The sequence below is a fragment of the Azohydromonas lata genome (assembly GCF_034427735.1).
Classification (GTDB): domain Bacteria; phylum Pseudomonadota; class Gammaproteobacteria; order Burkholderiales; family Burkholderiaceae_C; genus Azohydromonas; species Azohydromonas lata.
Genome location: NZ_JAXOJX010000034.1, coordinates 46,413 through 61,046, shown reverse-complemented (window position 1 = coordinate 61,046; position 14,634 = coordinate 46,413). Strand labels below are relative to the sequence as shown.

Annotated in this window: 12 protein-coding genes; 4 read left to right on the top strand and 8 right to left on the bottom strand. The window is 70.6% G+C overall.

Annotated elements, in window-relative coordinates; all coding sequences use genetic code 11:
* Positions 1-2 precede the first annotated feature (2 nt).
* Together SM757_RS19585 and SM757_RS19580 are read right to left on the bottom strand one after the other, a co-directional pair.
* Positions 3-2,015: a hybrid sensor histidine kinase/response regulator gene (locus tag SM757_RS19585; RefSeq protein ID WP_322466778.1), complete on the bottom strand. Its 2,013-nt coding sequence runs from the start codon at positions 2,013-2,015 to the stop codon at positions 3-5.
* 135 nt (positions 2,016-2,150) lie between these two features.
* Positions 2,151-3,578, bottom strand: a complete 1,428-nt coding sequence (locus tag SM757_RS19580) for a cobyric acid synthase (RefSeq protein ID WP_322466793.1) — start codon at positions 3,576-3,578, stop codon at positions 2,151-2,153.
* Between the two features lie 279 nt (positions 3,579-3,857).
* Here SM757_RS19580 and SM757_RS19575 point away from each other — a divergent pair, with 279 nt between their 5' ends.
* Both SM757_RS19575 and SM757_RS19570 read left to right on the top strand, forming a co-directional pair.
* A complete protein-coding gene (locus SM757_RS19575) occupies positions 3,858-4,613 on the top strand; it encodes an SDR family oxidoreductase (protein WP_322466777.1) in 756 nt (251 codons plus the stop codon).
* Positions 4,614-4,677: 64 nt separating this feature from the next.
* A complete protein-coding gene (locus SM757_RS19570; RefSeq protein WP_322466776.1) occupies positions 4,678-5,085 on the top strand; it encodes a cupin domain-containing protein in 408 nt (135 codons plus the stop codon).
* Positions 5,086-5,113: 28 nt separating this feature from the next.
* Here SM757_RS19570 and SM757_RS19565 read toward each other — a convergent pair whose 3' ends face one another.
* Together SM757_RS19565 and SM757_RS19560 are read right to left on the bottom strand one after the other, a co-directional pair.
* On the bottom strand, positions 5,114-5,695 hold the full coding sequence (locus tag SM757_RS19565; protein WP_322466775.1) for a carboxymuconolactone decarboxylase family protein: 582 nt from the start codon (positions 5,693-5,695) through the stop codon (positions 5,114-5,116).
* A 20-nt stretch (positions 5,696-5,715) separates the two neighbouring features.
* A complete protein-coding gene (locus SM757_RS19560; RefSeq protein ID WP_322466774.1) occupies positions 5,716-6,924 on the bottom strand; it encodes a YbfB/YjiJ family MFS transporter in 1,209 nt (402 codons plus the stop codon).
* Positions 6,925-7,001: 77 nt separating this feature from the next.
* On the opposite strand from SM757_RS19560, the gene SM757_RS19555 reads away from it, so the two are divergent.
* On the top strand, positions 7,002-7,979 hold the full coding sequence (locus SM757_RS19555) for a LysR family transcriptional regulator (RefSeq protein ID WP_322466773.1): 978 nt from the start codon (positions 7,002-7,004) through the stop codon (positions 7,977-7,979).
* A 55-nt stretch (positions 7,980-8,034) separates the two neighbouring features.
* Here SM757_RS19555 and SM757_RS19550 read toward each other — a convergent pair whose 3' ends face one another.
* Entirely contained in the window at positions 8,035-9,246 is a 1,212-nt protein-coding gene (locus SM757_RS19550; protein WP_322466772.1) for an MFS transporter, read from the bottom strand.
* Positions 9,247-9,301: 55 nt separating this feature from the next.
* On the opposite strand from SM757_RS19550, the gene SM757_RS19545 reads away from it, so the two are divergent.
* On the top strand, positions 9,302-10,270 hold the full coding sequence (locus tag SM757_RS19545) for a LysR substrate-binding domain-containing protein (RefSeq protein ID WP_322466792.1): 969 nt from the start codon (positions 9,302-9,304) through the stop codon (positions 10,268-10,270).
* Between the two features lie 70 nt (positions 10,271-10,340).
* Here the strand turns inward: SM757_RS19545 and SM757_RS19540 are convergent, their stop codons facing one another.
* From SM757_RS19540 to SM757_RS19530, 3 genes are all read right to left on the bottom strand, one after another.
* On the bottom strand, positions 10,341-10,895 hold the full coding sequence (locus SM757_RS19540; RefSeq protein WP_322466771.1) for a DedA family protein: 555 nt from the start codon (positions 10,893-10,895) through the stop codon (positions 10,341-10,343).
* A 116-nt stretch (positions 10,896-11,011) separates the two neighbouring features.
* Positions 11,012-12,214 (bottom strand): acetyl-CoA C-acyltransferase, encoded by a 1,203-nt coding sequence (locus SM757_RS19535; protein WP_322466770.1) that lies wholly within the window; start codon positions 12,212-12,214, stop codon positions 11,012-11,014.
* Positions 12,215-12,235: 21 nt separating this feature from the next.
* Entirely contained in the window at positions 12,236-14,623 is a 2,388-nt protein-coding gene (locus SM757_RS19530) for a 3-hydroxyacyl-CoA dehydrogenase/enoyl-CoA hydratase family protein (protein ID WP_322466769.1), read from the bottom strand.
* Positions 14,624-14,634: the final 11 nt, after the last annotated feature.

The window sequence follows — 14,634 nt, the reverse complement described above, 5'->3', positions numbered from 1 at the left end:
CACTAGGCAAAGTGCGTTCCCTGCCCCTCGCCCGCCGCCCGCGACGCGCAGCGGCTCACCACCGCCCGCAGCGCGTCCGGCTCCACCGGCTTGGTCAGGTGCGCGTCGAAGCCGGCCTCGGCCGTGCGCAGCCGGTCGCGCTCGGCGCCCCAGCCGGTCAGGGCCACGAGGGCGGCGCCGCAAAGCTCGGAGTCGGCGCGCAGCCGGCGCGCGACCTCGCAGCCGTCCATGCCCGGCAAGCCCAGGTCCAGCAGGACGAGCTGCGGCCGCAACGCCGCCGCCTGGCGCAGCGCCTCGGGGCCATCGGCCGCCCGCGCCACGCGGTGCCCAAGCGCCTCCAGCAGCGACACCAGCATGGCAGAGCCGTCCGGGTTGTCCTCCACCACCAGCACGCGCAGCGCAGCGGCGCGCGGCGGCGGCGCCTCGTGCACCTGGGCCTGCGGCGGCACTCCTGGCCGCGCCACCGCCTGCGCCAGCGGCAGCTCGACGGTAAAAGTGCTGCCCTCGTCCAGCCCGTCGCTGCGCATGCGCACCGCGCCGCCGTGCATCTCGGCCAGGCGCTTCACCAGCGACAGGCCGATGCCCAAGCCGCCCTGGGCACGGCCGGCGCTGTGGTGGAGCTGGGTGAACATCTGGAACAGGCGGCCTTGTTGATCTAGCGGCACGCCCACGCCGTTGTCCGCCACCTCCACCACGGCCTGGCCGCCCGCCGCCCAGCCGGCCAAGCGGATGTCGCCACCGTCCGGCGTGTACTTGGCGGCGTTGCTCAGCAAGTTGCCCACCATCTGCACCACGCGGGCGGGGTCGGCATCCAGCAGCACATCCTCGCCGGGGAGCTCCAGGGCCAGGCGGTGGCGCGCGGCGTCCAGCGCGGGGCGGGCCGTCTCCACGGCCTCCAGCAGCAGGGGGCGAAGCGGGACGCTGCGGCACTGCAACGTGATCAGGCCGCGGCTGATGCGCGAGACGTCCAGCAGGTCGTCTATGAGCCGCGCCATGTGCGTGGTCTGCCGCTCGATGACGCCGTGCGCCTGCGCCTGCCGCCCCGGGTCGGCCGACAGGCGCAGCATCGCGATGGCGTACTTGATGGGCGCCAGCGGGTTGCGCAGCTCGTGCGCCAGCGTGGCGAGGAACTCGTCCTTGTGCCTGTCCTGCTCGCGCAGCTTGGCGTCGGCGCGCACGCGCTCGATGTGCGCCCAACTGCGCTCCACGACCTCGCCCACCATGGAGATTTCCTGCGGCGTCCAGCGGCGCGGCACGTCCTGGTGCACGGCCATCATGGCCACCAGCCGGCCTTGCTTGACCAGCCCGGCGCAGATGACGGCCTTGATGCCTATGGCGTTGAACATGCGCCCGCCGCCAGCGTCGCCCAGCTCGCGGTCCACGTCGTTGACCACCAGGTGGCGGCCATTGCGCAGGTTGGACGTGGCCTGCGGGCCGAACAGGTCCAGCGAATACACGCCCGCGCTGCTGGGCACGCCCGCGCGCGACCAGTCGCTGCGGATGGTGAAGCGGTCGTTGTCGGCCTCCACGTCGGCATAGGCGCAGCGCATGGCGCCCAAGTGCTCGCCCAACAGGCGGGCGGTGACGGCCATGGTTTCCGTGGCGTCGGTCAGGCCGCGGGTGGCCTGGCCTATGCAGTCGAGAAAGCGCAGCCGCTCCTCGCTGGCGCGCAGCGCGGCCTGCGCGCGGCGCTCGGCCGTGACGTCCACGCAGGTGCCCACCCACTCGCGCACGGCGCCGCCGCAGAACACCGGCGCGCCCTGGGACATGACTTCGCGGTACTGGCCATCGTGACGGCGCAGCCGGTAGTGAAGGACGAATACGCCGCCCGCCTCCACGGCCGCGTGCCAGCGGCGCAGCACGCCTTCGCGGTCCTCGGGGTGCACGGCCTGGCTCCAGCCCCAGCCGCGGTACTCGTCCAGGTGCTGGCCGGTGAAGGCTTGCCAGGAGGGGTTTTCGACGTCTATGCGCCCGTCGCTGGTGGTGTGCCACACGATGGCGGTCGTGGGCGGCAAGGCCGCAGCGGCCCGCGCGGGCGGAAATTCATCGTCTGGTGCAAAGGAAGGGGCCGGCATGACCCGGGCAAGGCAGCAAGCGGCCGGCCCGGCCCGCACCTTGTGCGTGGGCGCACGACCAGGGCGCGCCACGGCTCAGGCCGCCTTCGCCAGCCCCGCCAGCACGCCGGGCTCGAAGTGGCGGTCCACGTAGTCCGCCAAGCCGTCGAACACCGTGTCCAGCGCCGGCACCTGCACGCCAAAGAGCGCGCGCAGCACGTCGGCCGACTCGAACAGCCCGTGCGCGTACACGCCCAGCACGTGGCCGCGCTGCCAGCCTATGGCCTGGCCGTCCGCATTGCGCAGCGCCACGGCGCATTCGCCCACGGCCTGCGTGCGGCCTTGGCGGATTTCATAGCCGTCAAACGCAACGTCCGAAAGCCCCGCCCAGGGCTCGGCCAAGCCGTCAAAGCGCACGTGGCCTGGACGCAGCAGCTTGTCGCGGTCGAACGTGGTCTCGACGGGCAGCAGGTCCAGCCCCCGTGCGGCGCCGTCCACGCCGTGGGGGTCGTGCAGCGCGCGGCCCAGCATCTGCAGCCCGCCGCACACGCCCAGCAGCGGGCGGCCTTGCGCGGCGTGACGGCGGATGGGCGCCTCCAGCCCCTGGGCGCGCAGCCAGGCCAGGTCGCCGCTGGTGTGCTTGGAGCCGGGCAGGATGATCCAGTCCGCGCCGCTCAGCTCGGCCGGCGTGCGCGCCCAGGACAGGCGCACCCCGGGCAGGCGGCGCAGCGGCTGGAACTCGTCCAGGTTGGACATGCGCGGGTAGGCCACCACGGCGATGCGCACGCCCTCGCCGCGCGGGGCGGTGTCGTAGAGGCCGTCTTCCTCCGGCAGGCCGTGCTCGCGCCACATGGGCAGCACGGCCACGGTGGGCACGCCGGTGAGGGCGTGCAACTGCTGCGGCCCCGGCGCCAGCAGCGAGGCGTCGCCGCGGAAGCGGTTCAGGACGAAGCCGCGAAGGAGCGCGCGCTCTTCAGGAGGCAGCAGCGCGTGCGTGCCGTAGAGGTGGGCAAAGGCGCCGCCGCGGTCGATGTCCGTCACCAGCAGGCAGGCCGCGCGGGCCTCCAGCGCGGTGCGCATGTTCACGTAGTCGCTGCTGTGCAGGTTGATCTCGGCGGGCGAGCCCGCTCCTTCGATCACCACCACGTCATGCGTGGCCAGCAGCTCGTGCAGCGCCGCACGCGCGTGCGGCCAGAGTTGATGGCTGCGCTCGCGCCAGGGCACGGCCATCAGGTCCGCGCGCACCTGGCCCAGGACGACCACCTGGCTGGCCGTGTCGCGCTCGGGCTTCAGCAGCACGGGGTTCATGCGCACGTCCGGCACGGCGCGCGCGGCCAGGGCCTGGAAGTACTGCGCGCTGCCGATTTCTCCCGCGCGGCCCAGCAGGCCCGGCACCACGCGGGCGTTGTTGCTCATGTTCTGCGCCTTGAAGGGCGCGACCTTCAGCCCCTGGCGTGCGTACCAGCGGCACAGCGCGGTGGCGAGCCAGCTCTTGCCCGCCCCGCTGGTGGTGCCCAGCACCATCACGGCTTGTCCCAACCTGCATCCTCCGGTCTTGTCCTGGACGTGATTGGACACGACGCTGAGGCCCCTAGCCGGGCCAGCGGAACGAACCGCCGGCGCGCGCAGCGGCCGATGGGCGTATCTCGCCGCCAAGGGCGGCCTGGCTCCTTCCATCACGCCACGACCAAGAAATTCATGCCCCGGGCCGTCACAACGCGCCCGCGCCCAACGTCTTCAGGTGCATGGAGGGCAGCACAGGGCTGCCGTCCCGGTTCCACCCAGCACCTCGAAGGAATGGGCATGAAAGTCGTGATCATCGGAGGCAGCGGCCTCATCGGGAAACACCTCGCCGCCTTGCTCCGGCAGGCCGGCCACGAGGTGACGGCGGCGTCGCCTTCGACGGGCGTCAACGCCGTCACCGCACAAGGGCTGCCCCAGGCCCTGGCCGGCGCCGAGGTCGTCGTGGACGTATCCAACTCCCCCTCGTTCGAGAGCGGCGCCGTGCTGGCCTTCTTCGAGTCCTCGACCCGCAACCTGCTGGCCTGCGAAGCGCAGGCCGGCGTCCGCCACCACGTCGCCCTCTCGGTCGTGGGCAGCGACCGCCTGCCCGCCAACGGCTACCTGCGCGCCAAGGTGGCGCAGGAGTCGCTCATCAGCAACGGCAAGGTGCCTTTCACCATCGTGCGGGCGACGCAGTTCTTCGAGTTCCTGAAGCCCATCGCGGATACCAGCACCAGCGGCCAGGCGGTACGGGTGTCGTCCGCCACGCTGCAGCCCATCGCCGCGCTGGACGTGGCCCGCGCGCTGGCCGAGGTCGTGTCCCAGCCGCCGCTCAACGGCCTGTGCGAGGTGGCCGGCCCGCAGGCCATCCCGCTGGACGAGCTGGTCCGGCGCGTGCTGCGCGCCGCCAAGGACACCCGCGAGGTGCTCACCGACGACGACGCTCCCTACTTCGGCGCCCGCCTGAGCGACGAGTCGCTGACCCCCGGGCCGGGCGCGCGCATCGCCGCCACGTCGCTGGAGCGCTGGCTGGCGGACCAGGCCGCCACGGCCTGAGCGCCCTGGCGCACCCGCGCAAGCCCATCTCCACCGGACCGACGAACCCAGACAAGGACCCCCCATGTCCCGACTCAGAAAGATCGCGCCGCTGCTGTGCCTGGCGTGCGCCGCATTGGCCGCGCAACCCGCCGCGGCCTCCCCGGACATTGCCGTCGCAACACTGATGACCAAGGCGCTGGAGAACCTTCCCGGCAAGGAAGCGCTGATGATCACGGTGGACTACGCACCGGGCGCATCGGACCCCGTCCACCGCCACGATGCGCATGCCTTCGTGTACGTGCTCGAAGGCTCCATCGTGATGGGCGTCAAGGGCGGCAAGGAGGTCACGCTGACCCAGGGACAGACCTTCTACGAAGCGCCATCCGACGTGCACCTGGTCGGCCGCAATGCCAGCGCCACCCAGCCCGCGAAGTTCGTCGTGTGGATGGTCAAGGACCAGGGCGTTGCGTTCTTCACGCCCTTGCCGTAGGCGCTTTTCAGCCGCCGCCAAGCGTCGCTCAGGCCGTCGGCCCCGGTGTGCGGGCCACGTTCATCAGCCAGCACACCATGCCGAAGTAGCCGACCAGCGTGAGCACTTCCACCAGCGTCGGCTCGCCCCACATCCGCAATCCTTCGCGCCAAGTGTCGTCGCTCACGCGGTGCCGGCTGATGAGCTCGCCGGCCACCGTGCGCGCCAGCGCGAGATCGGCACGCAGGTCGGACGGCGAAGGATCGCCCGCGTCCAGTGCGTCCAGCGCCGCGGCCGGCACGCCTGCGGCCGCGGCAAGGGGCAGGTGCATGTCCCACTCGAAGACGTTGGAGAGCTCACGTGCAACGACGCAGATGGTCCATTCGCGCAGCGCGGCGTCGAGCGTGCCCTCGTAGCGCAAGGTTTCCCCCACCTTGGCCACGGCGCGCAGCAGCGGCGGGCGATGCAGAAGGGGGCGGAATGGGCCGTACACGCCACGGCGCGGCCCGTTGATCAGCTCGTCGGCCGCCGCTTGCTGCGCGCCGTCCAGGGAGGCCGGCGGCCCAAGGCGCTCGCACTGGCCGGCTTCGGGAAAGGGCCGAGGGGAAGTCATGGAGGGAACAGATTTCATCGCAACTGCTTCTTCAGCGTTCAGGAGGAAGGGGTGGCGCCGCGCCACAGCCAAGCGGCCGAGACCAGCAGCAGGACCGTGGCTGCGGCGTTGGCCCACGTCAGCGCGTCCCAGCCGGCGACGAGGCCGGGGCCGAGTGCACGCACCAGCAGCGGGCCCAGGATCTGGCCGGCGGCAAAGGCGACGGTCATGCGGGCGAGCAGCGGCGTCGGGTTGGCGGGCAGCTTTTCACGCGCCAGTTGCAGGCCGGCCATCGTCGCGACCATGAAGGTGCCGCCCACGAGCACGGCGCTGGTGGCCAGCGCCCACAGCGACGGCGTTGCCAGCGGCAAGGCCGTGCCCAGCGCCATGGTTCCTTGCGCCAACGCCCAAACGCGCCTGCGCGGCCAGGCCGAGAGGTAGCGCGCGGCCGCCACGACGGACAGGGCCGCCGCCAGGCCAAACAGTGGCCAGGTGAAGCCGAACAGCAGCGGGTCGGAAACCTGCTGCCGCGCCAGCGCCGGCAGGAAGGTGGCCGGCACGATGTAGCCGAAGCCGAAGGTGCCGTAACACAGCACCAGCGGCAGGTGCCCCGGGGCTGCAGGCCTTGGGGACGGCCCAGGCCCAGGCGCAGACGCCACGGCCACAACCCCGTCCGCGCCTGCGTGCCGCAGCTTCAATCCCACGAACAGCGCGCCGCCTGTGGCCAGCAGTCCCATCTCCAGCCACAGCCAGCGCGCCGGCTGTGGCCCGCCGAGCCAGGCAAGCATGCCTGCCAGCGCAATGCCGAGGCCCACGCCGACGTAGAGCCAGGCGCCGAGTTGTGGTGCCTGCCGCCGGGCCAACGCCGCGAGGCCCCAGGCACTCGTGCACACCAGTGCCCACGCACTGAAGACGCCAGCGGCGCCGCGCAGCAGCGCCCCCACCCACGCAGGCAACCCGTGGCCCGTGCCCGCAATGGCCAAGGTGGTCAGCGCGACACCGGTCAGTGCCAGCCGCAGACCGCGTTGCGGATCGCTTGAAAACCAGGCCGCGGTCAGTGCCCCGAGCAGGTAGCCGATGTAGTTCGAGGCCGCCCATTCCGCGCCTGCGGCCGCCGTCAGCGTGCCGTCGCGCAGCATCAGCGGCATCAACGGCGTGAAGGCGAAACGGCCGATGCCCATGGCAACCGCCAGCGCGACGCCGCCGCTGGTGACGATCAGCCGGCTCATGTGGTCGCGGCCGGCGGATTGAGAAGGTGAAGTGTCCATCGCGAGCCGTATTGGACACACTTGATATCGCATTGAATACTGAATTATTGAGACATACACTTCTCTCAATGAGAATGATGAATCTCGACGACCTGCACATTTTTCGCTGCGTGGTGAGAGAGGGCGGCGTGACCCGCGCGGCCAGCCAGCTTCACCGTGTCCCCTCCAACATCACCACCCGCATCAAGCAGTTCGAAGAGCGCCTGGGCGTCACGCTGTTCAAGCGCCAGGGTCGTGGCCTGGTGCTGACCGATGCCGGCCGCACGCTGCTGGGCCACGCGGAGCGGCTGCTGCAGATGGCCGACCTGGCCGAGCAGGAGCTCTGCAGCGGCATCGTGCGCGGCGTGTTGAGACTGGGATCGCTGGAAAGCGCGGCGGGCGCCAGGCTGCCGCCCGTGCTGTCGGCGTTCCATGCGAAGCACCCGGAGGTCTCGATTGAATTGCAGACCGGCACGACCGGCGCCTTGCTGCGCCGGCTGGAAAACTTCGAGATCGAGGCCGCCTTCGTTTCGGAGCCTTTCGACAAGGGAAAACTTTCGTCGCGGCCGGCCTTTGAGGAAGAGCTGGTCCTGATCACCGCCCAGGGCGCTCCCGTGCTGCAACGCCCGGCGGACTTGGGGAGCCGGACGCTGGTGGCCTTCCCGCACGGCTGCTCGTACCGGCGCCGCCTCCATGAATGGCTGGCCGAAGAAGGCGTTTCACCGGGGCGGGTGCTGGACCTGGGTTCCTATCACGCCATCGTCGCCTGCGTGGCCGGCGGCACGGGCGTGGCCGTCGTCCCTGCGGAAGTGCTCGATCACGCCGTGCTGGGAAGCGCCGTGCAGCGTCATCCGCTGCCGATGCGGCTCAGGTCAAACCACACGCACCTGGTGTGGACGGGCGAGGCTGCTCCGGCGCTGCAAGGGCTGATCAACTTGCTGCCGCAACCACGTGACGGCACAAGAAGCGGGAACAGCCTGCCGGCCAGCACCGAGCCAGGCGCGCCAACGTCCGGGCGGAAGAAGGCGGCTCGCCCATCGCGGCGGCCCAGTGCGAGCGCGCGCACCGAGGGATGAGCCGGGGTTTGGGCGGCTGCCGCACGCGGCCCCACGGTGGCGCCGGCACCCCTCCTTAGCCACGTGGTGTCGCGGGCGCCAGGCGCGGGTGGAGTGCCAGTGCCAGCGGCACGATCGCCAGCGCCGTCAGTGCCGTCGTCACGGTTGCCGTTTGGATGCCCATGTAATCACCCAGAAAGCCATAGACGATGGGCGACAGCGCGCCTGAAGCGATGGTGCCCGTGTAGAACACGGCGAAGGCGCGTTCGATGCTGCCCGGACGAGCGAGGTCCGGCACCGTGCCGTAGAGCACCGACGATGTGCCGTTGAGCATCAGGCCCAGGAGCGGGAGCAGCACGAGTGCCGGCCCCAGCGGGCACAGCAGCACGGCCACGATGCATGCCGCCGTGCCGCCTTCGGTCACCAGCACCGTGCCCGTCACGCCGAGGCGCTCGCCCAGCCACCCGCAGACGAACTTTCCGGCAGCGCCGCCGATGAACACCATCGCCAGAGCCGTGCCCAGCATGGGCGGCGAGATCCCCTTGGCCTGCAGCAGAAAGGGCAAAAAAGTCAGCATGCCCATGCGCACCGCGGTGTCGAGCACGCCTATGGCCAGCAGCAGTTGGAAGCCGCGGCTCGATGCGTCCGGCACTTCCCTTTTCTGACGCTGCACTTTCGGCGTGTCGTGCGGCAGAGACGGGAGGAAAAGTGCAATGCTTGCCGCGACCAGGACACCCAGTGCGGTGACCACCCACAGCGCATGGCGCCACGGCATCCCGGCCACGAGAAACGACAGGGCTGCCGGCAATGCGGCCTTGCCCAGGTCGCCAGCGAAGTTGTAGATGCCCAGCGGTCCCCGGGCGCGTGGGCCGTAGGCGTGCGACACGGCCGAAGAAGCCAGTGGATGCTGGGTACTGGACCCGCAACCGGCCACCGCCAGCGCCACGCACACGCCGAGCAGGCCTCCCGATAGGCTGGCCGCCGCATAGCCCAGTGCCGCCAGCAGCGTGCCCAGCGCCAGCACCGTTCGACGCCCGATCCGCTGCGACAGCCGGCCGGCCGAGAGCTGCAGGCAAGCCATGGTGCCGCCGTAGACCGCGCGCAGCATGGCCAGCGCGCCGTAAGTCAGGCTGAATTCCGTCTGCCACACCGGCAGCAGCACGTAGATCAGGTCGGTGTAGCCGTCGTGCAGGGCATGCGCCGTGCAAGACAGCCACAGCACCCGGTTCGCCTTCGGCGTGGCGTGCTGGCGCCCAGTCGAATCGGGAGCGAGGGAGGGCGTCGTCATGCGCTGGATCGTAAGCATTCGCAAGCCACGCCACCACGGACGTAATATTGCGTCTATGGGGAGAAAAAGTCCCACCAACACCGAAGAGGCCGAAGCCGGCGTGGAGCGCTCGCGGCTGCCGCCGCTCAATGCGCTGCGCAGCTTTGAAGCGGTGGCCCAGCACGGCAGCTTCACGGCCGCGGCGGCCCAACTCAACGTCACCCATTGGGCGGTCGGCAAGCAGATCCGCCTCTTGGAAGATTGGTTCGGCAAGCCGCTGTTCGAGCGCCGCGCGCGCGGCGTGCGCCTGACCGACGAAGGCGCGGCCCTGCTGGGTGACGTCAGCGATGCCTTCGACCGACTGGCCACGGGCACCGCCCGGCTGCGCGACCGGGGGTCAGCTCGGCGCCCTTCGGGCACCGTTCGAGTCAGCGCCCTGGTCAGCTTCGCGGTGAGCTGGCTGCTGCCACGGTTGCCCGATTTTTGCGGGCAGTTCCCTGAGATCGACGTGCAGGTGTCCACCACGTCGCGCAGATTGCGCTACGTAGGCGGCACCTTCGACATCGGCGTGCGATCCAGGCATGAACAGAGCGTCGGCCTGGAGTCGCGTGTGCTGATGGCAGACGTGCGCCTGCCCGCGTGCAGCCCGGCCCTGCTGACGCAGCACCCGATCCGCGACGTCGCCGATCTTCGCCACCACACGCTGCTGCACTCCGCCAGCACCAAGGGCGCCTGGATGCGATGGCTGCGCGAGGCGGGCGCTTCCGGGCTGCGACCGCTGCGGCAGATGGAGTTCGAGCATGTCTTCCTGCAGCAGGCCGCCGCGGTGGAAGGCCTGGGCGTGGCGCTGGCCTCACTGCCGCTGATACGGCGCGATCTTGCCGCCGGGCGTCTTGTGTGTCCGCTGCCGGCACAGACCTGGCGCGCACCGGACTATGTGATGGTGCTTGCCACCGAGCGCGAGAGCGACGCGGCCGTGTCGGCCTTCAGAGACTGGCTGGTGCAAGCCGCGGCGCAAGAGCCGGGCATGCCCCCGACAGCATGACACCAGGGAGATTGGCCAAGTGCCCTGAGACGCCGTGAGCCTTGTCGCCAGGCGTTTGGGAAACCGACGCTCAGTGCCCGCGCCCTCGGTGCCGCCACACCCACACCAGCAGCGCCAGGCCCACGAGCGCGCCCATGAGCGCCATCTGGTAGCGCTGCAGCTCGCCCAGCAGCGCCTGCGCGGCAGCGCCAAAGCTCCAGCCGATGCCGCCCACCACCGCGGCCCAAATCACGGCGCCCACGCCGTTGTAGACGATGAAGCGCCAGGCCGGCAGCGGCGAGGCGCCTATGAACAGCGGCCCGGCGATGCGCAGCCCGTAAGCGAAGCGCAGGCCGATGATCAGGGGCGCATGCCAGCGCTCCAGCAACGCTTGCACGCGCTCAGCCTTGGCATGGAGCTTGGGATAGCGCGCCAGCAGCTGCGGCCCGCGCCAGCGGCCCAGCCAGAAGTAGATCTGGTCGCCCACCATGGCCATGACGGTGGCAATGCCGAACACGGCCCAGGGGTTCAAGTGGCCTTCATGCGCGGCGAAGCCCGCCAGCACCAGCAGGGTCTCGCCTTCGAGCAGGCAGCCCAGCGCCAGCATCCAGTAGCCGTGGGTTTCGATGAGCGCGCTCAGGTCCATGCACCACCTCCTTGCACCGCGGGCCGCTTCAGCAATTCGCGAGCCGGGCGCCCGCGCGCAGGGCCATCGCAGGGCTGGCGCCGGCCCCCCTGCATCACCGCCGCCCCGAGCTGCGCCTACAGCCGCTCGAAGATGCCCGCCGCCCCCTGCCCCGTGCCCACGCACATGGTCAGCATCCCGTAGCGCCCGCCACGGCGGCGCAGGCCGTGGATGAGCGTGGCCGCGCGTATGGCGCCCGTGGCGCCCAGCGGGTGGCCCAAGGCAATGGCGCCCCCGTAAGGGTTGAGCTTGCCGCGGTCCAGCCCCACGCTGTCGATCACGGCCAGCGCCTGCGCCGCGAAGGCCTCGTTCAGCTCGATCCAGTCCAGGTCGTTCTGGGAGATGCCCGCGCGCTTGAGCGCGGCCGGAATGGCCTCGATCGGCCCAATGCCCATGATCTCCGGCGGCACGCCCTTCACCGCGAAGCTCACGAAGCGCGCCAGGGGCTGCAGGTTGAAGCGCTTGACCGCAGCCTCGCTGGCCAGGATGAGCGCGCCCGCGCCGTCGCTGGTCTGCGAGCTGTTGCCCGCGGTCACCGAGCCCTTGGCGGCGAACACCGGCTTGAGCTTGGCCAGCCCCTCCAGCGTGGTGTCGGGGCGCGGGCCCTCGTCGGTGTCCACCAGGCGGCTGGTCTTCACCACGTCGCCGGTGTCCAGGTTGGGCCGGCGCCCTATCACTTCCACCGGCGTGATGGCGTCGCGCGCCTCGCCGCCGGCAATCGCCGCCACGGCCTTCTGGTGCGACGCGAGGGCGAACTCGTCCTGCCGCTCGCGGCTCACCTTCCACTGCGCCGCCACCTTCTCGGCCGTCAGGCCCATGCCGTAGGCGATGCCCACGTTCTCGTCGCGCGTGAACATCTCGGGGTTGAAGGACGGCTTGTTGCCGCCCATGGGCACCAGGCTCATGGACTCCACGCCGCCGGCGATCACCACGTCCGCCTCGCCCACGCGTATGCGGTCGGCCGCCATCTGGATCGCCGTGAGGCCGGAGGCGCAGAAGCGGTTGACCGTCGCCCCGCCCACCGACGAGGGCAGGCCGGCCAGCAGCACCGCCATGCGCGCCACGTTCATGCCCTGCTCGGCCTCGGGGAAGGAGCAGCCGACGATGGCGTCCTCGATGGCCGCCGGGTCCAGCGACGGCACCTGCGCCATCGCGCCGCGCAGCGCGGCGATGAGTAAGTCGTCGGGCCTCGTGTTGCGGAAGCAACCCCGGCCGGACTTGCCTATGGGCGTGCGCGTCGCCGCGACGATGTAGGCCTCCTGAACTTGCACCGTACTCATGTCGTGTGTTCCTCGCGGGGTTCAGTTGCGCACGGGCTTGCCGGTCTGCAGCAGGCCCATGATGCGTTCCTGGGTCTTGGGGTGTGCCAGCAGCGTGCAGAAATGCTTGCGCTCCAGGGCCATGAGGTAGTCCTCGGTCACCAGCGTGCCCGCGTCCACGTCGCCGCCGCAAACCACGTCGGCGATCATGCGGGCGATGCGGAAGTCGTGAGCGCTGATGAAGCCGCCGTCGCGCATGCCCACGAGCTGGGTCTCTATGGTCGCGATGCCGGAGCGCCCCGCCACCGGGAAGCTGCGCCGCAGCGGCGGCCGGTAGCCGCAAGCGGCCAGGGCCCGCACCTCGTTGAGCGCGACATAGAGCAGCTCATCCTTGTGCGGGACGACGAGGTCGCTCTCCAGCAGGTAGCCCAGCCGGCGCGAATCCAGCGCGCCCGTGCCCACCGTGGCCATGGCGGCCGCCGTGAAACCTTCCTTGAGGAAGGGCAGCAGGTCCGTGTTGGGCGCGGCCGCACCCTTTTCCGCGGCACGGCGGGCGATGTAGGTCAGGCCGCCCGCGCCCGGGATCAGGCCCACGCCCACTTCCACCAGGCCGACGTAGCTCTCCATCGCCGCCACGCGCCGCGCGCAATGGACGATGAGCTCGCACCCGCCGCCCAGCGCAATGCCGCGCAGCGCAGCAACCACCGGCACCTGCGCGTAGCGCACGCGCAGCATGAGCTGCTGCAGCTTCTTCTCCTCCGGGTCTATGCCCGCCGGCCCCTTGGCCATGAACACCGGCATGAGCGCTTCGAGGTTGGCGCCGGCGGAGAACATGTCGTCCGGCGACCAGACCACCAGCCCCTTGAAGCGCTCTTCCGCAAGCTCCACGGCCTTCATCAGCCCTTCGGTGACGGTTGGACTGATGAGGTGCATCTTGGAGGTGATGCTGGCGATGAGCACCTCGCCGTCCAGCGTCCAGGCGCGCAGCTCCTCGTTCTTGAACAGTTCCGTGCCCGACTGCAGCGCGTTGGCACCCAAGCCGGCCACGCTCTCGGGAAAGAGCTGGCGCTCGTACACCGGCAGCGCGTGCTTGGGCACGAAGCGGCCCTGCGACGCGCTCCACGAGCCCTCCGGCACGTGCACGCCGCCGCGCTCGGCCACCGGGCCCTCGAACACCCAGGCCGGCAGCGGCGCGCTGGACAGCGTCTTGCCCGCGGCGATGTCCTCGCGAATCCACTGCGCCACCTGCGTCCAGCCCGCGGCCTGCCACAGCTCGAAGGGCCCCTGCGCCATGCCGAAGCCCCAGCGCAGGGCGAGGTCCACGTCCCGCGCCGACTCGGCAATGTCGTGCAGGTGCACGGCCGCGTAGTGGAAACCGTCGCGCAGGATGGCCCACAGGAACTGCGCCTGCGGGTTGCTCGCCTCGCGCAGCAGCTTCAGCCGCTCCGGCGCCGGCTTCTTGAGCATGCGGCCGATGATCTCGTCGGCCTTGGCGCCGGAGGGCACGTAGTCGCGCTTCTCGGGGTCCAGGCGCAGGATGTCCTTGCCCACCTTCTTGTAGAAACCCGCCCCCGCCTTCTGCCCAAGCGCGCCCTGGGCGATCAGCCCGGCCAGCACGGGCGGCGTGGCGAAGTGTGGGTTGAACGGATCGTTGGGCAACTGCTCCTGCATGGTGCGCACCACGTGCGCCAGCGTGTCCAGGCCCACCACGTCGGCCGTGCGGAAGGTGCCGGAGTTGGCGCGGCCCAGCTTCTTGCCCGTGAGGTCGTCCACCACGTCGTAGCCGAGCTTGAAGCGCTCGGCCTCCACCATGGTGGCCAGCATGTTCATCACGCCCACGCGGTTGGCGATGAAGTTGGGCGTGTCCTTGGCCCGCACCACGCCCTTGCCCAGCCCGGTGGTCACGAAGGTTTCGAGCTGGTCCAGGATGCCCGGCGCAGTGCGCGGCGCGGGAATCAGCTCCACGAGCTGCATGTAGCGCGGCGGGTTGAAGAAGTGGATGCCGCAAAAGCGCTCCTGCACGCTGTCCGGCAGCCCCTGCGCCAGTTGCGTGATGGACAAGCCGGACGTGTTGGAGGCCAGGATGGCGTGCGGCGCCACGTGCGGGGCGATCTTGGCGTAGAGGTCCTGTTTCCAGTCCATGCGCTCGGCGATGGCCTCGATCACGAGGTCGCACTCGGCCAGCAGCGCCAGGTCGTCCTCGTAGTTGGCCGCGCGTATGAGCGCCGCCTCCTCGGCCAGCCCAAGCGGCGCCGGCTTGAGCTTCTTGAGGTTCTCCACCGCCTTGACGGCGATGCCGTTCTTGGGCCCTTCCTTGGCCGGCAGGTCGAACAGCACCACCGGCACGCGCACGTTGATGAAGTGGGCCGCGATCTGCGCGCCCATCACGCCGGCGCCGAGCACGGCGGCCTTGCGGACCTGGAATCTCATGGGGTCGTCCT